The 21,459-nt window shown below is 35.1% G+C and carries 23 protein-coding genes; 10 read left to right on the top strand and 13 right to left on the bottom strand.

Going from position 1 to position 21,459, the window contains the following annotated elements:
• Window positions 1–136: 136 nt before the first annotated feature.
• Together BALOs_RS04455 and BALOs_RS04450 are read left to right on the top strand one after the other, a co-directional pair.
• On the top strand, window positions 137–697 hold the full coding sequence (locus tag BALOs_RS04455) for a sigma-70 family RNA polymerase sigma factor (RefSeq protein ID WP_162929544.1): 561 nt from the start codon (window positions 137–139) through the stop codon (window positions 695–697).
• Window positions 694–1,386, top strand: a complete 693-nt coding sequence (locus BALOs_RS04450; RefSeq protein WP_115361078.1) for a cupin domain-containing protein — start codon at window positions 694–696, stop codon at window positions 1,384–1,386. Before BALOs_RS04455 ends, BALOs_RS04450 begins: the two co-directional genes overlap by 4 nt.
• Window positions 1,387–1,393: 7 nt before the next feature.
• Here BALOs_RS04450 and BALOs_RS04445 read toward each other — a convergent pair whose 3' ends face one another.
• On the bottom strand, window positions 1,394–2,290 hold the full coding sequence (locus BALOs_RS04445) for a cation diffusion facilitator family transporter (protein ID WP_120404417.1): 897 nt from the start codon (window positions 2,288–2,290) through the stop codon (window positions 1,394–1,396).
• Between the two features lie 88 nt (window positions 2,291–2,378).
• Here BALOs_RS04445 and BALOs_RS04440 point away from each other — a divergent pair, with 88 nt between their 5' ends.
• On the top strand, window positions 2,379–3,098 hold the full coding sequence (locus BALOs_RS04440; protein WP_120404416.1) for a DUF3750 domain-containing protein: 720 nt from the start codon (window positions 2,379–2,381) through the stop codon (window positions 3,096–3,098).
• 46 nt (window positions 3,099–3,144) lie between these two features.
• Entirely contained in the window at window positions 3,145–3,492 is a 348-nt protein-coding gene (locus BALOs_RS04435; RefSeq protein ID WP_115361084.1) for a zinc ribbon domain-containing protein YjdM, read from the top strand.
• Here the strand turns inward: BALOs_RS04435 and egtD are convergent.
• Together egtD and egtB are read right to left on the bottom strand one after the other, a co-directional pair.
• Window positions 3,489–4,475, bottom strand: coding sequence for an L-histidine N(alpha)-methyltransferase (gene egtD, locus BALOs_RS04430; RefSeq protein ID WP_120404415.1), 987 nt, complete (start codon window positions 4,473–4,475; stop codon window positions 3,489–3,491). The genes BALOs_RS04435 and egtD overlap by 4 nt on opposite strands.
• Complete coding sequence (gene egtB, locus BALOs_RS04425; protein ID WP_205570970.1) at window positions 4,475–5,710, bottom strand: ergothioneine biosynthesis protein EgtB; 1,236 nt, start codon at window positions 5,708–5,710, stop codon at window positions 4,475–4,477. Before egtB ends, egtD begins: the two co-directional genes overlap by 1 nt.
• Window positions 5,711–5,856: 146 nt before the next feature.
• Here egtB and BALOs_RS04420 point away from each other — a divergent pair, with 146 nt between their 5' ends.
• Window positions 5,857–6,651 carry a hypothetical protein gene (locus tag BALOs_RS04420; RefSeq protein WP_120404414.1) on the top strand — a complete coding sequence of 265 codons (795 nt, stop codon included), beginning with the start codon at window positions 5,857–5,859 and terminating at the stop codon, window positions 6,649–6,651.
• A 19-nt stretch (window positions 6,652–6,670) separates the two neighbouring features.
• On the opposite strand, the gene yghU is transcribed toward BALOs_RS04420, so the two are convergent.
• On the bottom strand, window positions 6,671–7,525 hold the full coding sequence (gene yghU / locus BALOs_RS04415) for a glutathione-dependent disulfide-bond oxidoreductase (protein ID WP_120404413.1): 855 nt from the start codon (window positions 7,523–7,525) through the stop codon (window positions 6,671–6,673).
• A 170-nt stretch (window positions 7,526–7,695) separates the two neighbouring features.
• Here yghU and BALOs_RS04410 point away from each other — a divergent pair, with 170 nt between their 5' ends.
• Window positions 7,696–8,205, top strand: coding sequence for a DUF3365 domain-containing protein (locus tag BALOs_RS04410; protein WP_120404412.1), 510 nt, complete (start codon window positions 7,696–7,698; stop codon window positions 8,203–8,205).
• Between the two features lie 12 nt (window positions 8,206–8,217).
• The gene (locus tag BALOs_RS04405) at window positions 8,218–9,399 is read left to right on the top strand and encodes an FAD/NAD(P)-binding oxidoreductase (RefSeq protein WP_120404411.1); all 1,182 of its coding nucleotides are present in this window, start codon (window positions 8,218–8,220) and stop codon (window positions 9,397–9,399) included.
• A 1-nt stretch (window position 9,400) separates the two neighbouring features.
• Here the strand turns inward: BALOs_RS04405 and BALOs_RS04400 are convergent, their stop codons facing one another.
• From BALOs_RS04400 to BALOs_RS04370, 7 genes are all read right to left on the bottom strand, one after another.
• Window positions 9,401–9,835: an OsmC family protein gene (locus BALOs_RS04400; RefSeq protein WP_158536839.1), complete on the bottom strand. Its 435-nt coding sequence runs from the start codon at window positions 9,833–9,835 to the stop codon at window positions 9,401–9,403.
• A gap of 9 nt (window positions 9,836–9,844) precedes the next feature.
• Window positions 9,845–10,912: an AI-2E family transporter gene (locus tag BALOs_RS04395; protein WP_115361097.1), complete on the bottom strand. Its 1,068-nt coding sequence runs from the start codon at window positions 10,910–10,912 to the stop codon at window positions 9,845–9,847.
• A gap of 99 nt (window positions 10,913–11,011) precedes the next feature.
• Window positions 11,012–11,521: a hypothetical protein gene (locus tag BALOs_RS04390; RefSeq protein ID WP_115361099.1), complete on the bottom strand. Its 510-nt coding sequence runs from the start codon at window positions 11,519–11,521 to the stop codon at window positions 11,012–11,014.
• An 86-nt stretch (window positions 11,522–11,607) separates the two neighbouring features.
• Window positions 11,608–12,807 carry a hypothetical protein gene (locus BALOs_RS04385; protein WP_120404410.1) on the bottom strand — a complete coding sequence of 400 codons (1,200 nt, stop codon included), beginning with the start codon at window positions 12,805–12,807 and terminating at the stop codon, window positions 11,608–11,610.
• Entirely contained in the window at window positions 12,788–13,981 is a 1,194-nt protein-coding gene (locus BALOs_RS04380; protein ID WP_120404409.1) for a hypothetical protein, read from the bottom strand. The genes BALOs_RS04385 and BALOs_RS04380 overlap by 20 nt, the downstream gene beginning before the upstream one ends.
• A gap of 132 nt (window positions 13,982–14,113) precedes the next feature.
• Window positions 14,114–14,476, bottom strand: coding sequence for a hypothetical protein (locus BALOs_RS04375; RefSeq protein ID WP_115361105.1), 363 nt, complete (start codon window positions 14,474–14,476; stop codon window positions 14,114–14,116).
• A 42-nt stretch (window positions 14,477–14,518) separates the two neighbouring features.
• Window positions 14,519–15,511 carry an NAD(P)-binding domain-containing protein gene (locus BALOs_RS04370; RefSeq protein ID WP_120404408.1) on the bottom strand — a complete coding sequence of 331 codons (993 nt, stop codon included), beginning with the start codon at window positions 15,509–15,511 and terminating at the stop codon, window positions 14,519–14,521.
• A 212-nt stretch (window positions 15,512–15,723) separates the two neighbouring features.
• Between BALOs_RS04370 and BALOs_RS04365 the strand changes: the two genes are divergently transcribed.
• Together BALOs_RS04365 and BALOs_RS04360 are read left to right on the top strand one after the other, a co-directional pair.
• Window positions 15,724–16,932, top strand: coding sequence for a hypothetical protein (locus BALOs_RS04365; RefSeq protein ID WP_115361109.1), 1,209 nt, complete (start codon window positions 15,724–15,726; stop codon window positions 16,930–16,932).
• A gap of 56 nt (window positions 16,933–16,988) precedes the next feature.
• Entirely contained in the window at window positions 16,989–17,864 is an 876-nt protein-coding gene (locus tag BALOs_RS04360; RefSeq protein ID WP_120404407.1) for a LysR family transcriptional regulator, read from the top strand.
• Here BALOs_RS04360 and BALOs_RS04355 read toward each other — a convergent pair.
• The gene (locus BALOs_RS04355; protein ID WP_120404406.1) at window positions 17,851–19,176 is read right to left on the bottom strand and encodes a hypothetical protein; all 1,326 of its coding nucleotides are present in this window, start codon (window positions 19,174–19,176) and stop codon (window positions 17,851–17,853) included. The genes BALOs_RS04360 and BALOs_RS04355 overlap by 14 nt on opposite strands.
• A gap of 46 nt (window positions 19,177–19,222) precedes the next feature.
• Here BALOs_RS04355 and BALOs_RS04350 point away from each other — a divergent pair, with 46 nt between their 5' ends.
• Window positions 19,223–19,813, top strand: a complete 591-nt coding sequence (locus tag BALOs_RS04350) for a hypothetical protein (protein WP_120404405.1) — start codon at window positions 19,223–19,225, stop codon at window positions 19,811–19,813.
• On the opposite strand, the gene BALOs_RS04345 is transcribed toward BALOs_RS04350, so the two are convergent.
• The gene (locus tag BALOs_RS04345; protein ID WP_120404404.1) at window positions 19,793–21,442 is read right to left on the bottom strand and encodes an AMP-binding protein; all 1,650 of its coding nucleotides are present in this window, start codon (window positions 21,440–21,442) and stop codon (window positions 19,793–19,795) included. The two genes, BALOs_RS04350 and BALOs_RS04345, sit on opposite strands and share 21 nt — an antisense overlap.
• Window positions 21,443–21,459: the final 17 nt, after the last annotated feature.

The raw sequence follows: 21,459 nt of genomic DNA, 5'->3' as shown, positions 1-21,459 counted from the left end.
CAACTTTAATGTGATCCATTTTTTGATTCATCTCGTAATGAATAATATGAGAGTAATAAATATGCAGGATCAAGTTTTAGCGAATTTAGGACTCAGATGTGATAGACTAATTCCTATTATTAGGAGACATCACAAAGTGCAATTGGGCCTAACTGAATTAGAAAACTTGATTCGAGAAATCGCTCAGGAAAAATCAAGACATGCTTTTAAGAAGCTATTTGATTTCTATTACCCAAAGGCGATGAACTACCTCCTTAAAGCTGGATTATCAAAGGAAGTTTGCGCAGAGCTTTCTCAAGAGGCCATGCTAAAGGTTTGGAAGAAGTCTTCCTCATACTCTCCAGAATTGGCCAATGTTAATACTTGGCTATTTACAATAATAAGAAATACAAAATATGACTATTTAAGAAAACAAAGCCGTGATCCTTTAGCAATCATAAGTGCTGATGATGTTTTTGATGAAAATATTCACACACTTGATTCTACGCATGAAATTGAAGAGATTTATCAAAGAGCGCAAACTCAAGAAATGATAACTAAACTCTCTCAAGATCAGCAGGATGTTCTCTACGGTATATACCGAGAAGGACTAACTCAGTCGGAATTTGCTCACATGCGTGACATTCCCCTGGGGACAGTGAAATCACGGGTAAGACTAGCTATTAAAAACTTAAGATTACTAATGGAGGAAAAGTGAATAAGCTTTATCATCCTGACACAAATTTAATAAGAGACTATGTTAACGCTAAATTACCAGCGGGAGCTTCTCTTCTAATATCAACTCACTTAAGTGAATGTGAGGACTGCCAACAACATATGGCCACACTTACAAACGAGGAAGCTCAAGTCTTTTTTGGTGATGATAGTGAGATCAAAAAAGATGAAGTGGACGATGCGTTTGAAAGCCTCTTTAATCGAATAGAAGATGAAGAAAGTGAAACAATTGTAAATATTAAAGCCAAGCAAAATACTGCAACGATTAACTTCGGGGATAAGGTATTTGAATTACCTGAAAAATTGGCCTTTGCGGCAGAGAAAAACCTTAATTGGAAAGAATTCGGTAATGATTGCGGTGTGGCACAAATTACAGAAGGTGCCGGAGGTGGTCTTTTCTTTATCTACATGGGACCAGGAGAAACTGTTCCAGAGCACGGCCACAGTGGACGTGAATATAGCTATGTTGTTGATGGTTATTATTACAGTGAAGGAACTCGTTTAAGTAATGGTGACTTTTCTGTATTTGATGAAAAAGATACTCATGCACCAGCAACTGCAAGTGATGAAGGATGCTTAGTGGTTTCATTTGTTGAAAACCGCCTTAACTTCTTTCAAGGACTATTGGCTCCATTAAATCGCCTACTCTGGTGGTACCTTAAGAGGTCTTAGAAAGTTATTATTCGCAGCAATCAGTTGAAGATTCAAACTCTATTGTGGAATAGACTACATGATGACTAGATAAAACCTCTTTAATACTTTGCTTTAAAATGTCTAAGTCCCTTGCCTTTGTTTCCGGCGCAACAAGAATATGAAATCTTAAATAGAATGATTCATTATCTAATGACCAACCTTTTATAGCATGCATATCTTTTACAAGCTCTAAGGCCTCAACCTCTTCTTTTATTGTATTCATCTCAATTTCATCAGGAAAATGCTGAAGGAATATTAGTCCAACTTTTTTAAGATTATGATAAACACCTCTTAGAATAATAAATGAGATCAAGATCGAAAGAATCGAGTCTAAAATATACCAAGGTTTAAAATGAAGTATTACACTGACAATAAGAACGGCCACCCACCCCATTAAATCTTCTAATAGATGGTACATAACCATTTTTTGATTTAGACCACTCGTCTTAGACATGCGATAAGCAGCAACCCCATTCACCACAATTCCCAATAAGGCCAACCATAGCATTCCCATTGCCTGAACAGGCTCAGGTGCCATTATTCTTTGAACTGCTTCATAAATGACAAAAATACTACCAGAGAAAAGAATTAGGCCATTTATAAGTGCCGATAGAATCGAAAAACGGCGGTAACCGAAAGTAAATTGATTATCCGCTTCTTTCTTACTTAATTTTTCTGCGAAGTATGAAAATAAGAGAGCAAGGCTATCTCCGATATCATGGAGAGCATCTGAATAGATGGCCACACTATTTGTTAAGTAGCCGCCAATTAATTCAATCACAGCAAAACTAGCGTTGAGGAAAAATGCGATTAAGATATTCTTGCCATTCATATCACCATGGTGATGGTGGTGGTGATGATGATGGTGATGTCCTCCAGACATAAGGGCTCCTCAGATTCTGTGTAATTATTCATATTATTAATGATTAAACCGTAGAATTCAAGAGGGATACGATGTTATAATCTCTAGTATGAAGTTGATTAATACACTTACTCTTTTATTTCTAATTTTATCTTGTTCATCAAAGTCGTGGAAAGAGACATCACGTGAAAGTGCAGGAATTGCGCCTAAGGCCCATGAGCTAAAGGAAGATATTGTACAAGTCTACTACGCACGAGCTTTTTCCTGGCGAGGCAACTTTGCCGTCCATCCATGGATTGCTTGGAAGAAAGTTGATGAAGAACAATACACTGTAGCGCAAGTTACTTCATGGAATATTAGAAGAGAAGGTAGCGCCATTAGAATTGAAAAGGACCTTCCTGATCGTTTATGGTTTGATAATATGCCAACCCTCGCCTTTGAGGCACGAGGAAAAAAAGCCGCTACTATCATTGAAAAACTAAAGCCTTTAATTGAAAATTATCCATATAAAGATCTTTATCGTATTTGGCCTGGACCAAACTCAAATACATTTGTTTCCTATCTAAATCGCAATATCGAAGAATTGGATATTGAACTTCCACCTCATGCCATTGGTAAGGATTACCTAGGCACTGATAAATTTATTGCTCCGACAGCATCAAATACTGGCTACACCCTATCGGCCTTTGGGCTCTTAGGTGTAACATTTGGTAGAGCAGAGGGAATTGAATTCAACCTTCTTGGGTTAAACTTTGGTGTCGACTTTGCTGATCCAGCACTTAAGCTGCCTTTTGCTGGACGTGTTGGCTATCCAGACCGCTCACTATGATATTTATTATATTTACAAGCGATGGCGTTAGGATTAATCTAATTTCATGACTGAAGAAAATCAAAAATGCCCAAAATGTGAGTCTCCATATGCTTACTCAGATGGACAATTATGGAATTGCCCTGAATGTTTTCATGAATGGAGTCTAGATGCTAACAATGAAGAAACTGAACAAGAACATCAATTCCTTGATGTTAATGGGGCCCCGCTACAAAATGGCGACTCTGTTACAGTGATTAGAGACCTAAAGGCCGGCAAGTCCACAATCAAGTCAGGAACAAAAGTAAAAAATATTCGCTTACTTGATGATCCTGTTAACGGACACGATATCTCATGTAAAGTTGATGGCCACGGATCAATGTACTTAAAGTGCTCGGTAGTTAAAAAAGCTTAGGCTTTTACAACTCTCCATAATGAGTCAATAAAGTATTCATTCTTATCAGTAAAATGTTTTGCGACTTGAAAACCACTATCAAAGCACATTGTTTCAATGTCACCTTTTGTATATTTGAAAGAATATTCTAAGTGTAGTGGTTCGAAAGCTTCAAAGTGAAATGCTTTCTTCAATGACTTTATATAAACTGATTGATCCTTCTTTGGAAGCAAGTAGCTCTCCATTGCTCCTATTTTTGGATTAAATATTCCTACATGTTGGAAATTCTCTGGTACAAAATTACCACCTAACTCTTTATTTATACGCTCTAATAGATTTAGATTAAATTCTTTTGTGTACCCACTAGAATCATTATAAGCGGCCGTGAGTTTCTCAACATCTTTTTTAAGGTCAAAACCAATAAGGGCCATATCATTTGCCTCTAGTCCATTCCACATATGCTGTAAGAAGTAGTGACTTTGATGACGATTAAAGTTTCCAATATTTGATCCCAAAAATAAAACAAGCTTACGGTTTCTAGACTTTTCATTAATATAGCGAAGTCCTTCAAAGTATTCTGCGACAACACCATGTACTTGAAGATTTTCATTAGGAGTAATGACTTCTTCAAGTTGTTTCATTGCCTCTGTTGATATATCGATAGGATAATAATTTACTATTTTCCCGCTTTCTAGTATTCCTTCAATAATTAGTTTACTTTTATGGCCATCTCCAGCACCAAGTTCAACAATATCCACTTCATCTTCTGAAATGATATTAGCAATTTCTTTATTTGCTTGCTTTAAAATTTCGTACTCAGTACGAGTTAGGTAATAGTCTTCATGTTTAGTTATTTTTTGAAATAACTCACTCCCCTTATCATCATAGAAGTATTTAGTTGATAGCATTTTTTCGTCACGACTTAGCCCATTAAGCACATCGAGAGCAAATTGTTCTTTGTCGTTAATATGATTTTCATAATTTACTAAATTAGATATTTCCATTACTTATCCTTGGCAATTCTTATTCCTGAAAACATCCAACGTTGATGTGGACGATAAAAGTTACGATATGTTTTTCGATAATGATTACTTGGAGTACCAAAGCAGCCGCCTCTTAATACAAATTGATTACACATAAATTTCTCATTGTACTCTTCGAGGCTTCCTAGAAATGATTCATAACCTGGGTATGGAGAATAATGAGAAGATGTCCAATTCCACAATTCATGAGGTCCTTCATCAAGGCCTAATTCGCATTCAAATTCACTAGGTAAACGATAGCCGGCCCATTTTGAAAAGGCATAAGCCTCATAGTAACTAACATGGCAAACACTTGCATTTGGATCAACTAAGCCTAATCCTCCAAGAGTATACTCAAACCACTCTCCATCATTTAAAGACCAATACAGTGGTGCTTTTATTTTGTTTTCTTTAACCCAGTCGTGTCCATCACTTGGCCACAGTCGAAAATCTTCATAACCACCATCATTAATGAACTCTAAATATTCACTATTAGTAATTAATTGTTGCCTGACAGAGTACGAAAGAATCACTCTTTCATGATTTGGTTTTTCATTATCATATGAAAAATCCTGACCATTAAAGCCTACTTGATAAATCCCACCTTCAACATTTTTCCACTGATTCCTTGAGCGAAAAACTTTTAATGGCCAATACTGGTAATAAGCAGGATTACAAGGATTCATGGCAAATATATATTTGATATCCATTAGTAATAATTCTTGGTGCTGTTGCTCGTGATTTAAGCCGACCTCAAGTAAGAATTCAATTTCTGAAATAGGATCCATATTAGTTAAAACTTCACACATATAGAAATCGACATACTTACGATATTCATAAATCTCATTTACTGTAGGACGAGATAGATGTCCCCTCTGCCCTTGCAACCAGTGATTCCCAACGGATTTATAATATGAGTTAAATAAATAAGAATAGCCCTTATTGTATCGCTCATAATTATCGAGATACTTAGCTAAGATAAACTCTTCAAAAAACCATGTGGTATGAGCAAGGTGCCACTTAGGTGGACTTACTTCTGCACAAGGCTGCACAACATAATCCTCAATCTCTAAAGGCTTACATATATCTTCCGTTTCCTTTCTTATATTAAGATAGATAGAAGTTATATCATTTTGGATTACGTGAAAGCCAATCTCTCCCTTGGCCTTATTTATTTTGAATAGATTTTCTGAATTAAAGTTTATAGCTCCCCCCACATTAATTCTCGATGCAATAAAACGCTACCGTGGGAGGGTAATGATAGAAAGTTAAGAATATTAAAATTTCTTAAAGAATTAATAAAGTTTGAATCAAGCTTCACCCTACTTATAATTTCAAAAAGATCAAAATGGAGACTTTTAATATGAAAATTCAAGGTAAGTATTCAATTACATTACTATTCCTTTTCTCCTCTCTCATCTTTGCACAAGATAAAAATGAAGTTCAAGATATGTCTGACCCATTGGCGGTCTATACTCAGGCCGGTATAGGTGCGACTAATAAAGGTTTAAATTTAAAGATAGGTATTTCATACGATACTGGAATTAAAAACCTTATGGGGATGAATGTAATAGAATTTAAAGGCTCACTTGGAGAAGAACTTGGCTGGGACAAGTCTTCAAAAAGAAGCAATAAGTTAGACAGCTTCCGATTTAGAAATTTCAAGGCCGACTTAACAACAGGTCGTGGTGCTCAAATTGATATCAATTATAACTTTAAACAATCTTATCTAGCGCAAAGAACAGGAAGTGCATCATATGCGCTTCTACAAGCGCTACCAAAGTATTATTTTATCAATCTCTATCCTTTGGCAGGTCTAGGAGTAGACTTTGGAAAAAATGTTGTTGAAGATGATTCAAGTATTGATAGTGGGTACTCTATCTATGGAGTTAATGCACTTATTGGAATGTATGGAAAGTTTACGTTAACAGAGAAAATATGGCTAAATTATAATCCCTTTTGGCTAACTGCTGTGAGTGGCTCTAACCTCTATGAAGATAGTGCATATGCTCCAGGAAAAGATAATATTCTCTTACATGAATTTGCAGCAAGCTATCAATTCACACCACGCTTCAACTTACGTTACTTTGCAAATTGGAGTAATTTAGTAGACATAACAGATGGAGATCACCGCATTGAAGCAAATTATCAATTTTAGTGATCTCCAAATTTATATTTTAATATTCTAACTTAATTTTTTCAAAATCAGCTGAGCTGTGACGTTCATGAAGTTGCTGATCTTCATCTCCCCACGCTCGATTAACGACACGGCCTCGCAGTACAGCAGGTCTTTTAATTAATTCATCTGCCCAGCGGATGACATTCTTATACTCATGTACAGAAAGAAACTCCGCTGCATCATATAGTTTCCCCTTAACAAGTGCCCCGTACCAAGGGAAGATGGCCATATCAGCGATAGTATATTCATCTCCTGCAATATACTTATTATTCGCTAATTGTTTGTCTAATACATCTAATTGTCTCTTTGTTTCCATAGCAAAACGATCAATAGGATATTCAAATTTTTCAGGGGCATATGCATAGAAATGCCCAAAGCCTCCACCTAAGTAAGGCGCACTTCCCATTTGCCAAAATAACCAATTAAAAGTTTGCGCTCTTTTTATTGGATCTTTAGGAAGGAACTTGCCAAATTTCTCAGCTAAGTAGACAAGGATTGATCCTGATTCAAAAACTCTAATTTCTTCACCATGATTCTTGTCTAAAAGTGCAGGTATTTTAGAGTTTGGATTAATATCGACAAATCCCGAACCAAATTGATCACCTTCTCCAATATTTATTAGATATGCATCGTATTCGGCTTCTTTAATGCCAAGTTCAAGTAACTCCTCAAACATAATTGTTACTTTAACTCCATTAGGAGTCCCTAGTGAATATAATTGAAATTGATGCTCACCTTGTGGGAGCTTCTTTTCTTCTCTCGAACCAGCTGTAGGTCGATTAATATTTGCAAACTCACCTCCGTTACCTTCTGAAAAAGTCCAAACCTTAGGTGGTGTATATTTTTCACTCATATATTCTCCTTTAGATAAATGAAATTTTAATCATTATAACATCAATCAATGAGATTGAATGTGAAGCCTTTGTAAAAATCCATACCTAAGAATGTTAAAAATATGATTAAAAGAAGACAAATATTGATACGCATCAAATTATAAATATATTTTTATGCTATTCTAGATTTATGAAAAAAATAATCTTTCTAGTACTACTTTCGTTTTCAACTCTAGCTGGGCAAAAAGAGGCCCTTGAAGCAATTCAAAAAACAGCTATGGCACTAAAAAAAGAGCTTCAATCAGCAATGAAGGTCTCTCCAGTTAATGCCATAGAGGTTTGTAACACAAAGGCCATGCCCATCACTAAAAAATACCATTCAAAAGGTATTGAGGTCGGACGTGTTAGTCTAAAAAATAGAAATCCAAATAATACAGTAAAAGATTGGATGAAAGAAACAATTGATGCTTACGAATCAGGATCTAACAAGAAAGGCTATAGCGTTGTTCGAATTAGTAATAATCAATCCGGAATTATAAAACCAATAAAGACAATGCCACTTTGTTTAAACTGCCACGGTTCAAATATAAAACCTGAAGTGTCAGCTAGAATTAATAAGCTATATCCTGTAGATAAGGCCACTGGCTATAAAACAGGTGATACACGAGGATATTTTTGGGCAACTTTTAAAACAAAATAATAGGGATAAAAAATGAATATAGTTATCGTTGGCGGAGGTACAGCTGGTATTACAACAGCTGCTAGGTTGAGAAACTCTCTTGATAAATCTTTTGAAATTTCCGTTATCGAGCCTTCTAAGTATCATTACTACCAACCTTACTGGACCCTAAACGGTGCTGGAATTGGAACAAAAGAAGAAACTAGAAAGTTAACCAAAGAGGTTATGCCCCACCAAGTTAGCTGGATTCAAGATCGTTGTATTAAAATAAATCCTGATAAAAATGAAGTTGAGTGTGAAAAAGAAGGCATTATAAAATACGATATTCTTGTTGTTGCTCCAGGAATTCAAATAAACTGGGATCAAATAGAAGGACTGAAAGAGGCAATGGGTAAAGACGGCGTTTGCTCTAACTACAGCTATGAATATGTTGATTATACTTGGAAATTCCTACAAGAGCTTGATCATGGTAGTGCATTATTTACTTTTCCTAACTCTCCTTTAAAGTGTGGTGGTGCCCCACAAAAAATTATGTATCTAGTTGAAGACTATTTAAGAAAGCATGGAAAGCGAAATAATGTAGAGATAGAATTTACAAGCCCTGGCCAAGCTATCTTTGGGGTTGAGAAATATAAAAAGTCACTTGAGAAGATTATAAAAGAAAGAGATATTAAAACTCATTTCCAAATAAACCTAGAGCGAATTGACGGAATTAATAAAAAAGCCTTCTTTAGAGATCTTCAAACAAATCAACTCATTGAAAAAGAATATTCGTTTATTCATGTTGTTCCACCAATGTCAGCACCAGATTTTTTGATAAATAGTAAGCTCTTAGACGAGACTGGTTGGATTGATGTAGACAAGCATACTTTCCAACATCAAAAATATGAGAATGTATTCTCTTTGGGTGATGTTTCTAATGCACCAACAGCGAAAACTGGTGCAGCAATTAGAAAACAAGCACCTGTGGTAGCAGAGAATATAGTCAAATTTATTAATAAGAGATCTGACTTTAATAGAGAATATAATGGCTACACGTCATGTCCAATAGTTACAGGATATGGGCAGTTGATTCTTGCAGAGTTTGATTACGATGGAAAGCCTTGCGAAACTTTTCCTTTTGATCAGTCTAAGCCTCGCTGGAGTATGTACTTTCTAAAGGCCCATATTCTTCCACTTGTGTATTGGCATGGAATGTTGAAAGGCAGAATGTAATTTATTTCTTTGCTGTATTCTTAATCTTTGGGTGTAGGCTAAATTCACAATTCATAGATTTAGTAACCAGACAATTATCTTTGGCCTTATAGAGTAGCTCTAAATATGGATCGACATTTCCTTCGCAACAAATTTCAAGGTTTACATAGATATCCACTTTTGTGAAAGCAAAACCTTTTTCAACTTTTTCAAGATGTGCATCGGCCTTAACTTCAATATTGGTCCACGCAAGCTTTTGAAATTGTGCAAATGACTTGAAAGTAAGTATATAGCAACTTGAAATACTCGCACTAAAAAGATCTTCAGGACTCCACTTATCTTCAACACCTTGAAACTGAGGAGGAGGAGTAACAGTGAGAGATTCTTTCTTTTCGGCCGTAAGATTTAATTCAATATTATCGGCTCTACCTGTAGTAACTGTCGTGTAAGTTGCCAATATTAACTCCTATTCAACAACAAAATTATATTGATCATGATATATTTCAACTACTGTGAGAAATAAAATTCCTATAATTGGACCATAGAAGATTCCTCCCATACCAAATACTCCCATACCGCCTATAATCGTTAGAAGAACAAAGGTAGAGTTGATCTTAATTCGGTCGCCAATAAACTTGGGTTTAAACCAATTTTCAACAATAAGTCCAACCAGAGAAGTAAAGATAAAGAGCCCTACTCCTGCCCCTGTATCACCCGTTAGTACAAGATATAAACTGGCAGGAATCGTTACGATTGATATTCCCACTAATGGAACAAAGGCCAAAAACACCATGACAACTGTCCATAAGACGATGGATTCAAACCCCGTAAACCAAAGAGCAATACCTGCAAGTACACCTTGAATAACTCCTCCAACACCATTACATACCAAAGTTACATAATTCATTTGATTAAATTTTTCTAAAATCTTCTGTTCTTGGTCTGAAGGTAGTGGTGATAGGTCAAATATATAATTTTTTAAATGCTTTCCTTCAATGAATATACCAAAGACGACAATCATCATAATCGCCAAATCAAATATAAAAGTAATGATATTACCCATAATCGAATTGATACTTGAAATCACTGTTCCTGAAGCTCCTTTAAGGGCATTTAAAACAGCAGTCTTAACTTGATCCATATCGATATCCATACCAGACATTTGAGAAAAGCTTCTTATTAAATCAGCGACGGCCCCTTGTCCAAATAAGAAGTTATCAACTTCGTGATGTGCTAAGGCACTGACAATTCTTTGATATAATGAAACTGCTTCTTTACTAAGAGCTAGAGCTAAGAATATTAGTGGGATTAGTACAAGTAATGTAATAATCAAAGTCGTAAGGATGGAGCTGGTATAATTTGTAACTTTCCACTTGCTAATAATTTTATTTTTTAGTGGATTAAAGACACCGGCTAAAACAAGGCCAAAAATAATTGGTCCAATCATCTGCCTGGCCATCATCCAAACCAAATATCCAATTAATAGAAAAAGAAAACCAAAGAATACATAAGTTACATTATATTTATTTTGCATATAAATATTGTATGTTTGAATGCCTTAGTGTGCAAATAAAGAATAAAAAAAGCCTCCTAAAAAGGAGGCCTCTTTTAACATAATTTTTACGGTTTGATTTTAGTAGCAGTAGTAATAACCCCATCTATCATAGTAACAATCATAGTATGTGTAGCTATAAGCATACCAGTAGTAATAAAATACTACTCCACCAAAGAATAGGTAGTAGAATCCATAGTCATAACCATAACGACCGTGGTAATTTGCTCCAGTATTTTTCATACCATCTACATAATCTTGAATTAGTGATTTTGATTCTTCAAGAGTCATTGTTTCAAGATCAATTGAAGCGACAAGACTAGAAAGTTCATTGGCAACTTTTTGATCTTTGATATTAGACTTTAGGTAGTTTAAAACGTCAGCAGGTTTTACTCCTTCTGCTCTTAACTCACCTAATTGAGTCTCAAAGTTTCTAACAGTTTCATTGTAGAACTCTTGATCTTTTTGATCCCACTCTACAGATAATTTAAACTCAACCTCTTCAAAGATTGGAGCAATTTTCGCATCAACATTAGCTAGTGTTGAAAACGAGAAGCATACAAGTGCTACAGCAGCTAATTTCTTAAACATGAACATCTCCCTAAATAATTAGTTAAAATATATGGGTTAATACCCAACAAAATATATTACGTCAATTCTTTATCGAATCTATGTATTTATAAACCCATCTCATGATAGGCGTTTAGAAGCTTTATTCTGCCACTAAGCGGAGATTTACAAGAGCGTCGACATTCCTTAAGAATGGACTTCACTAAATCACCTCTAATATTTGAGCTACTCGTTAAATTATTTCTAATATTATATATATACGAGTGACTCTTCTGTTCATCTAGCTCCCTAACTTGCCAAAGTACTCCTAAGACAAAGTCAATATTTGCATATGCATTAGACTCAAAGCCTGATTGATAAGTCTGCTCTCTAAATGCATCTTTTTCACGTACTCTTTTTGCATAGTCCTTTACCTTATCAGCAAGTGTTGAACTATTGGCAATTGAAGCGGCAAAGAAATCGGCCATGCCTTCATTAACAGGTGAAGAATGACTTAATGTTAACTTGTCACTAAGAGCGATATGAGCGAACTCATGATAAACAATTTCAGGAATAAACGATGTATCTAATAAATAACTCTTTCCCTGAAGGAGTCCATATATATGCTTCATCGCTATAAACGAAGCTTCAATAATTGCCGTGGAACCTAAGATACTAAGTCCAGAATCCACAAGCTCATCACCGCTTAATAAAAATAGATCAGCAACAAATCGTTGAAAATTAGCAAATCGAGATTGAGTACGAAACTCACTAAATAGTGCCGCAGTTTGTTCGAAGTCGTTCTTTAATCCTTCACTAGGTAAATCAACTTCTTTTGCTGGCCTAAACCAGATCTCATGTTGCCAAGGATCAATACCAAATCTTGCTCTTCCTTCTCCAGGAGGGATTGAAAGAGCATTATTATACTCAGGAGCTAAGTTATCATGAGCAAAGTGACCAATAGAATTAAATTGATTAGTAATTCCAAGTCTAATTGTGATTTGCCCTAACTCACTTACATACTTAGACTTAACAACATCAAGAAAATACTTCTTCGCTTTTTTTAGATGAAAGTAAACACTTGCTGCTCTCATCTTTTCTAAGTCATCATTTAGCTCAGATAAAACAATCGGTTTTTCAGACTTGGTTCTAACTATTTTAAAACTCTTATCTTCTAACTTTCCAAGGTTGTCGATGTCTTTGAATACGACCTCTTTCTTTACAAGATCCATTTCTTTATTACGAGTTAAAACTGTTGTTTTAAAAGCAGCAAAGCTAAACTGTGTAATAAGAAGAAGCAACAAGAGCTTAGAACATTGAATGATCACGAGCTGGCTCCTTTTTAATATCAGTTAACATTTCGATTCCAACGAGAGCAAAAACCTTCACAAAATAAACAGAAGCAGGAATTGCAGCAACAAAAATCGTTCCATATCTTTTTATAAAACGCTTTCGCTTTTCACCTTTTGTGAGTTTAGGATTCCAAACGTACTCAACTGTCTCAAGAGTACTTAGATCTTCCCCATTTACTAAACCTGTTTCAAAAGAAGCGGCCAAGATATCCTCAAACGATACATTCGTTGATGAGAATAAATTTGTGTTTTGTAAATCCCCTAATTCTTTACGAATCATCTTTGCAGCAAAACGATACTGCTCTAATGGGTCGAGAATTATTTCTTCCACAACTTCATCGTCTAAAACAACATTAATCGATACGAAGTCTGCATTAATGCGATTTAAGAGCCTTTCCATCATGCTTCTAAGATAAATAATCTGAAATGGATTATATTTTGAAAGTAGAACTTCACGACGAGATGCTTTTCGCTTTTCACTTCTTTTTGAAATATAGTCTACGCCCTCAATCTCAAGACGTTCAGGAAATTGATTTGTTAAAAAGTTTTGATTTTTACGATAATCAGATAATGTATTTGCTTCTTTATGATAATCTTCTTGTACCAGTCTTTTAAGCTGCCAATACATTCTCTTTGAAATTAGACCTTTGTGATAAGCAACCTTAAAACTCTTTATTGGCTTTTCAACTTTTAATGCACCTATTAGGTTCTTAAAAGCGATATTCAAACAAATGCCACCTTCGATCTGCTTTGAAAAATCATGTAATGCATTCTTATTAAAATCTTCTACCTTAGATTTAAATGGTGAGAGGTATTTATCTTTCTTTGATTTTAAAAATGATTTGATTGTTCGATTTAAAAGACGGTATTCAGTATCATCAATAGTCTTATTAGACCTTAAATAAATGAGTGAGTCTTTTAGACTTGAATACTTATCTAATTGATAAACCTCTTCTAAGATCTCGTACTCACATTGAGAATCGCTAAATGACATATTATCTAATTCAAAAAGCTGCTGTGAGGATAATTTTGAAGTTACTTCTTCAAGCTCTTTTTGGTCGAAATAAGCACTTGTTCCCGCAATATTTATAGCGAAAGTATTTCCACAGATTAGCTGTGCCAATAAAATAGCGAGGAGTGTTTTATTCATTCAATCTTAGTACAATAAGACAGGACAAATAGGAATATACGCTGAAATATATACAGCAATTATTTATATTGGGCCTCACTCACCAAAAGCAAAGCATAACTCCTTGAAATAACAGAAGGATTAGTAACAGAATTAATCTTCTCTATCACTGAAAGATGAAGGAATGATATCAATACCTAAACGTTGTCCTAGTTTTACGACAAAAGGAAGAGTCAGAGGTGCAAACGGCAGAACTAAAATAACCCCTACTCCAAGCCCCTTTAGGATTTCTACAAATTGCTTATTGGCTAAGACCATCTCTTCCTTAGTCGCCAAGCCTTTTGTATAGCGGCCATAGATGGAAAACATCTCTCGCGTCTCAACTCCTTCTTGCTCAAGCCCTCTTTTGAGTCTCAATAAAGACTTCTTAAGACGCGCCTTTATTCCTCTTCTTTTCGAAGATAAATAAATAAGCAAATCGAGATATTTCTCCTGAAATTTATTAGTTTCCTTCATCACAACATTTTACAGTTGCCCATGACTTGAAACAAGTATTAATTATTTAGGACAATCGAGATACATATCACAAATCTCTTGCATGGCCTTGTGAGAGTTATTAAATGCAAGGTTAATACTTCCTCCTCCTCGGCCGGCAGAAAGATCTCCTAATAGAAAGATTCCTTCTTGCTTAGACTCAAAGAAGTCATTAACTTCTGGACCTTCTTTAGACATTTTAATACCGATAGTCTCTAGAAAGTTCTTTGGTGTTGAACCACCTAGAGCATAAAAAATATGATCAAACTTTTCTTGCTTTCCATCTTTAAAGTTGACTTGAATTCTTCCATCAGATTCTTCAACTGAATCAATATCAGTTCCTAGCCTAACATCACATAATCCTTCTTTTCCAAGTTCAAGAAGTGTCTTGTGGTTAATGTCATTCATACGACTAATTGATTCTCTACGATAACTGAAAGTGACTTCATTCTTATTTTGAACAAGATATTGGGCGTACTCACTTGCTGAGTCCCCACCACCAACAACTAAGACTTTCTTATTTTTAACGAGATTACTAGTTACATCAAAATGGATCTTACTTGTTATTTCATTTGGAATTTTATAACTAGGACGATTTGGACGTCCCATAACACCGATTGCAATTGCAACTGTTTTTGTTACAAAACATTCTTCACCAGAGCAAACAACATATTGGCCATTTGCTAATTTTTTTATTTCATCAACGCTCTTCTCATAAACGACATTGAGCTTATAATCTGCGATTGCCTTATCGAGATAGCTCAATGTTTCTTTCTTTGTCGAATCCATTAAACATAAATGTCCAGTACATGAAACATCATTACCCTTATAATTGGCCGTAACCATCTTCTCTTCTGGATAGAATTTTCTGATGGCCCAAGAATGCTCCTTGGCCTTTTCAAGAACGAGAATATTACTTGGAGAGATTCCTTTTTCACATGCTTCTGTTGCTAAACTAATCCCAGCAGGGCCAGCTCCGATAATGACAACTTCATATAAACTCAATTCTTCGTACATTATTTACCTCATAAACTATTCTATACTGATTCAAATCATAGCAAGATTTTTTATTTAAATTATCAATACATTGTTAACACAGCGTAAAGATTCCTTAAACCCCTCTCAAGGAAATTAATTCAGTGAGAACAATCATCTTTTTTTACCGACGTAATATCAATAATATAAATTACGAGAGGATAAATGAATTTAATTACAATTAGGGAGAGAGAGTGACAGAAGGAGAAAGTAGCTTCGGCTATGATGAATTATTTTTTTCAAGAACCAACAAAAAGGGAATTATCGAATCAGGTAATTCTGTATTTCAACGAGTAAGCCAATATGAATGGGATGAAATGCTGGGTAAACCACATAAGGTTGTCAGGCATCCAACAATGCCACGAGGCGTTTTTTCACTTCTTTGGGATACCATTGGCCGCAATGAGATGATCGGTGCATACGTTAACAATCAAGCTAAAGACGGAAGTAATTATTGGGTATTTGCGCTAGTCTCACCAATTGATGATGGCTACTTATCAGTAAGACTCAAACCAAGCAGTAAATACTTTGCAATCATTCAAGAGAAGTATGAAGAGTTATATCATCTTGAAAAGAAGAAGAGGCTCTCACCAAAAGAGTCTCAAGATATTCTAATTTCAGTTGTAAAAGATCTTGGTTTTCAGGACTACAAACAATTTATGATTGAAGCACTAATGGCAGAACTAAATTCAAGACAAATAGAGCTTGGAGAAAGACCTATAAACGCATTACAGTTACTTGAAGAAGCATTGAACTCAGGGGCAACTCTTGAGAATAAGTCAGAATTAATTTTTGAGGAATATCAGAAAACTTCACTTGTACCAATGAATCTAGAAGTTCAGTCTGCACGAATTGGTGAAGAAGCCGCTTCCCTTGCAACGATCTCTTCACAGTACGATAATCTTGCCAAAGAAATACACACTGAAATAAATAAATTTGTGGAATCAGGAAAGATAGTGCAGCAAAAGGTAAAAGAATGCCAATTCTATGTTTGTAATTCGATTCTTCAGCAAGAGATACATAATTTCTTTGAGAATGAAACAAAGCCAACACCAATTCAAAAATCCAATGAAATGGAAATTTTAAATACATTGCGAATTGAACAAATAAAACGTGCAAAAGATAGCCTTCAAGAAATTCAAAAAGAGTTTCGAACTTTTGAGCGTGTTTGTAATGATGTAAAGAAGTTATCAATTGGTTTAGAGATGGTAAGCATAAGTGGAAAGATTGAAGCTGCAAAATTATCAACATCTTCAGGAGAACTTCATGGACTCCTACGTGACCTGGGTAATTTCAAAGACAGTTTAAAGCAAACATTAAGAGAAATTAATGATGCCGGGAAGAAGTTAATTTCACAAACACTACAGATGAATGAGTCACTAAATATGAGTAATGTTGCATAATCCATAAAAATACCCGTAGAATGTTCTTATAAGAGAACACTCTACGGGGCAATATAATGGACTTTAATTTACTTAAGATTTTTGAAAAAGTTGCAGAACTAGGAAGTTTAACAAAAGCAGCAAAGGCACTAGGTCATCCAAAGTCTAAGATTAGTCGCGACTTAGTTAAGCTCGAAAACTTAATTGAATCAAACTTGCTCATACGTGGGCCAAGGGGAATATCACTTACGCAACAGGGAGTGCACCTACTCCAATCAATTAGACAGCCAATAGAAGCCTTAGAAAGTTCTGTCAAAGAACTCCAAACAAATAATGATGAGATGAGAGGAGTCATTAAACTAACAGCTCCAGAAGACCTCTCACAAGAGATTTTAATGGAACTAATAAATGAGTTCATGGGAATATACCCTTCCATAAGGATAGAGATTTATTCAACGAATGATATTCTTGATTTTAAGGAGCACCAACTCAATCTTGCATTAAGAATTGGGAAACTAAAAGACTCGAACTTAATTCAAAAGAAAGTATGCGATATTGAAGTTGCCCTTTTTGCCTCAAGTCAATATCTAAATACTAATGAACGAATCTTTAAAGAAGATGATTTAAAACATCACTCTATTGGATTATTAAAAGATGTTTATGGGACGCCATTAACAAAGAAGAAATTAAGTGACCTACAAAGTCATTTTTCAACAAACTCTTTTCCACTATTAAAGCAATATGTGAGTAACTCACAAGGCATTGCAACCCTTCCAACTTTTTATTGCAAGAAAGAAATTGCGACAAATATATTTACAAAAGTTTTGCCAGAATTTACCTATTTCAAACGTTCTCTATTCGTTCTCTCTCCACCTTCTAAACATATCCCAAAGCATGTTAAGGTTTTTAAAGATTACATTTTTGAAAAGCTTCAAATTGCTATTTTAAGCTAACAGGAGAAGAGAGAAAGTCTTTGGATTGCTTAAAAAGACTATTGAATGGGTTATCTGCTTGGAGCTTTATTTCAAGGTTTCCAAAGGACATAAATAGCAGATCTTTTTCTATTTCTTCATAAATCGAAGAGTATTGATTGTTTGTAAAGTACTTACGCTCTTGCTTTAATTTTCTAATAAACTTAGCTGATTGGACATAATTACCTTTTGCATACTCCTTAACGATTTCAGCTAGTAATTCATACTTTGTAACGGGCCCTTTATTTGATAAAAGTGCTTTCGCTAACGGCCCGTTATTATCTGCTTCAACAAAGATCTCCACAGCAAAGTCATCGCCAGGACGCTCTTTCATATAGCTTTTTAAAACTGGTAGAAGAAATGAGGTCTGTCCGCCGAGAATACTAAATTTAGCATAATCTCTTAAGTAGTTCTTATCTGTAATCCCTTCATAAGTAGAACGACATATTTTACAAGCAACTTCTTTTTGCTCGACGGCACTTTGAGCAGGGCTCATCATTGCATTAGGATTATCGATTTCACTAAAGCAACATGTCTGGCAAGTATAAGACTTCTCTATAGTCTTAGTATGAATACATCCTGTATTGTGAATGAACTCATGAAAAAGTGTACCACGGAAACTATAAGCATTATCTTGCCAACGCCACTGTTGTCCTAAAGAGATAAACGGATGCTTCATTTCATCACTACTAAATTCATCTGAAGCGCTGGCATAGGCTTTAGCATCAGTCCAATTAATTCCTTTCGACTTAATATCTGCATTTGTTTCTGAACAAAAGATCTTTGGTTTATTATCAGAGTCACTAAAGAGATTGTTCATTTTAAGAAGTAATTCTTTCGAGCCTTCACCATCAAGTTCTTGTAAACAACTAAGGCCATCTTTATATGACTTTAAAATATTTGACTCGATATATTTACGATTGGATTTTTCAAGGCATGACTTTTCAACTAAGACACCATACTGCGTTTGAAAAAATCGATCATTAAATTCAACAAACTTTGAAAAGTCCTCTAGTTGAGTCTCACTCATTGTTGCGCTTTTAATTATAGGCTCTAGGCAATTAAGATCTTCTTCTTGATATTTATTAATTACACTTGCACCACTAACCTTTAGCTTTTTAGTCTTTAAATCAAAGACACCAAATTTTACAACAATATATCGTCCAAAGCTCTCAGATTCCCTCTTTACGATCTCATTTCGTGACTTATAAGTGCTAATATTCACACTTATAGCGAGTACATTTATATTCAAAAGGAGAAAGAGAAGAGCTCTTAGCTTACATTTATTTTTCACCTTCTAATTTTAGCATAATTTCTTCTATTTATGATACCCTAGGTATATGGCTACACATCAAGATGAAATCCCTCTATTTATCCCAAAGGGAGAAACCAATTTAATTATTCTAGGAACTATGGGCTCTATTAATGCTCGTACTGTAAATGGTGAAAAACCCGATGGTGAATTCTTTTATTACAATAATAATCGCAATCACTTTTGGAAAGTTTTACAATTCTTGTTTGAACCAGAAAAAGAAGCTCGAAAACTTACTATTGAAGAAAAGTATGCCTTCTTAGAAAAGTGGGGCATTGCTATGAGCAATATAGTAAATATTGCCAAGGTTCCAAATAAAGATAAAGACGATCCTTCTGATACTGTTTTATTTGCGGCCCATAAGAAAAATAACGTGGACTTTAAACATGCCTCACCAAAGTTTAAAAAGTTATTGAAAACAAAGCCTATGTTCTTTACTTGTCGTAGAAAAAAAGGAATTGAAAACTTACTTGAAGGCTTCTTCGAACAAAATGGACTTAGTGCAGACCTTATTGATCATATCTGGTATTGGCCAACGCCAACAAGATGTAATCCAAAGGCCCGCAGTCTTATTTGGAAAGATGAAATGAAAGAGTTTCTAGCGAAGTTCCCTTCTTAGAACTTTTCCAACATTATTCTTTGGTAACTCATCTCTAAACTCAATCTCTTTTGGTACTTTATAACCAGCAAGATTCTTCTTAGAAAAGTTCTTAATATCATCTTTTGTAATTTCTTTATTCTTTACGATAAAGACTTTTACAACCTCTCCTGACTTTTCATTATCGACTCCAATTGCCGCAACATCCTGAACACCGTCAAGTTCAAGAAGAACTTCTTCCACTTCATTTGGATAAACATTAAAGCCTGATACGACTATCATATCTTTTTTACGATCAAGAATTTTAACAAAGCCTTTTTCATCAATACAAGCAAAGTCACCTGTTTTAAGCCATCCATCTTTAGTAAATGTCTTTGCTGTCTCTTCTTCTTGTTTCCAATAACCTTGCATAACTTGGGGACCTTTCACACACAACTCCCCTTCTTCGTTAAGGCCCAGCTCATTTTCTTGCTCATCAACGATCTTGATATCTGTCGAAGGAAGTGGAATACCAATCGATCCAGCGATATCTCTTCCATCGACTGGGTTACATGTTACAACAGGAGAAGCTTCAGTTAGGCCATAACCTTCGACGACACTTGACTTAGTTATCTCTTCCCATTTTTTCTTAACTGCTACTTTCAGTGCCATACCACCAGCAACACTCAATTTCATATAACTTAGATCCAGCTTTTGAAATTCTTGATGATTAAGCAATGCCTGCAATAAAGTATTCACAATTGTTGCGACTTCTGGCCTATGTTTTTTTATATCTTTAACAACAGAATCGAGATCACGTGGATTAGTAATTAAAAGATTTGTTGTTCCCATATAGAAGAAACCAAGAATATTAACAGAGAATGTAAAGACATGATAAATTGGTAGAGGGGCCAGAACTTTATACTCTCCCTCTCCTAGACCAGATTTAATCCAAACGGCCATTTGCAGCATATTAGCAATAATATTTCGGTGAGTAAGTACAGCGGCCTTTGTTTTCCCAGTCGTTCCACCAGTATATTGAAGAAGTGCAATGTCAGTATTTAAAAGCTTTGGATATGATGCTTTTAGCTTACTTCCTCTATCAATAGCGGTATTTAAAGACGTGTATGTTCCTTTATAAGATGGAACCATCTTCTTAATATATTTGATGGCAAAATTAACGAGGTTTCTTTTTAAGAAAGGAAAAAAGTCTCCAATATCAGTTGTAATTACATGCTCAATCTTACTATCGGCCATGGCCGCTTCAAGTTTTGAGACAAAATTACTACAAATAACAATTGCCTTTGCTCCAGAGTCTTTTAAAACTTTTTTAACCTCTCTTTCAGTGTATAGTGGATTTGTATTAACAACAATTAGACCGGCCTTAAAGGCCCCGTAAAGGGCAACAGGATATTGTAGAAGGTTTGGCATCTGTATCATGATGACATCACCTTTTTTCAGTTTTAGCTCTTCGATTAAGTAATTAGCAAAGGCATCCGATTTTTGAGCCACTTCACCATAAGTCATCTCAACATCCATATTTATAAATGCTGAGCGGTCCTGATACTTACTACAAGTTTCATCTATTACTTCGACAATACTATTGTAGCTATCTGGGTTAATCTCAAATGATGCATTTTTAGAGTAGCTATCTAGCCAAATCTTATCCATATTTTCCTCGTATATCC

This window comes from Halobacteriovorax sp. BALOs_7, from assembly GCF_003612895.1.
Lineage (GTDB): Bacteria > Bdellovibrionota > Bacteriovoracia > Bacteriovoracales > Bacteriovoracaceae > Halobacteriovorax_A > Halobacteriovorax_A vibrionivorans.
The sequence above is the reverse complement of the archived record's forward strand: the minus strand, read 5'-3'. Positions and strand labels throughout refer to the sequence as shown.

Coding starts and splice junctions, on each gene's coding strand:
- BALOs_RS04445 (WP_120404417.1), bottom strand. CDS start 2,290: ATGTCTGGAGGACATCACCATCATCATCACCACCACCATCACCATGGT.
- BALOs_RS04440 (WP_120404416.1), top strand. CDS start 2,379: ATGAAGTTGATTAATACACTTACTCTTTTATTTCTAATTTTATCTTGT.
- BALOs_RS04435 (WP_115361084.1), top strand. CDS start 3,145: ATGACTGAAGAAAATCAAAAATGCCCAAAATGTGAGTCTCCATATGCT.
- egtD (WP_120404415.1), bottom strand. CDS start 4,475: ATGGAAATATCTAATTTAGTAAATTATGAAAATCATATTAACGACAAA.
- BALOs_RS04420 (WP_120404414.1), top strand. CDS start 5,857: ATGAAAATTCAAGGTAAGTATTCAATTACATTACTATTCCTTTTCTCC.
- yghU (WP_120404413.1), bottom strand. CDS start 7,525: ATGAGTGAAAAATATACACCACCTAAGGTTTGGACTTTTTCAGAAGGT.
- BALOs_RS04410 (WP_120404412.1), top strand. CDS start 7,696: ATGAAAAAAATAATCTTTCTAGTACTACTTTCGTTTTCAACTCTAGCT.
- BALOs_RS04405 (WP_120404411.1), top strand. CDS start 8,218: ATGAATATAGTTATCGTTGGCGGAGGTACAGCTGGTATTACAACAGCT.
- BALOs_RS04395 (WP_115361097.1), bottom strand. CDS start 10,912: ATGCAAAATAAATATAATGTAACTTATGTATTCTTTGGTTTTCTTTTT.
- BALOs_RS04390 (WP_115361099.1), bottom strand. CDS start 11,521: ATGTTTAAGAAATTAGCTGCTGTAGCACTTGTATGCTTCTCGTTTTCA.
- BALOs_RS04380 (WP_120404409.1), bottom strand. CDS start 13,981: ATGAATAAAACACTCCTCGCTATTTTATTGGCACAGCTAATCTGTGGA.
- BALOs_RS04375 (WP_115361105.1), bottom strand. CDS start 14,476: ATGAAGGAAACTAATAAATTTCAGGAGAAATATCTCGATTTGCTTATT.
- BALOs_RS04370 (WP_120404408.1), bottom strand. CDS start 15,511: ATGTACGAAGAATTGAGTTTATATGAAGTTGTCATTATCGGAGCTGGC.
- BALOs_RS04360 (WP_120404407.1), top strand. CDS start 16,989: ATGGACTTTAATTTACTTAAGATTTTTGAAAAAGTTGCAGAACTAGGA.
- BALOs_RS04350 (WP_120404405.1), top strand. CDS start 19,223: ATGGCTACACATCAAGATGAAATCCCTCTATTTATCCCAAAGGGAGAA.
- BALOs_RS04345 (WP_120404404.1), bottom strand. CDS start 21,442: ATGGATAAGATTTGGCTAGATAGCTACTCTAAAAATGCATCATTTGAG.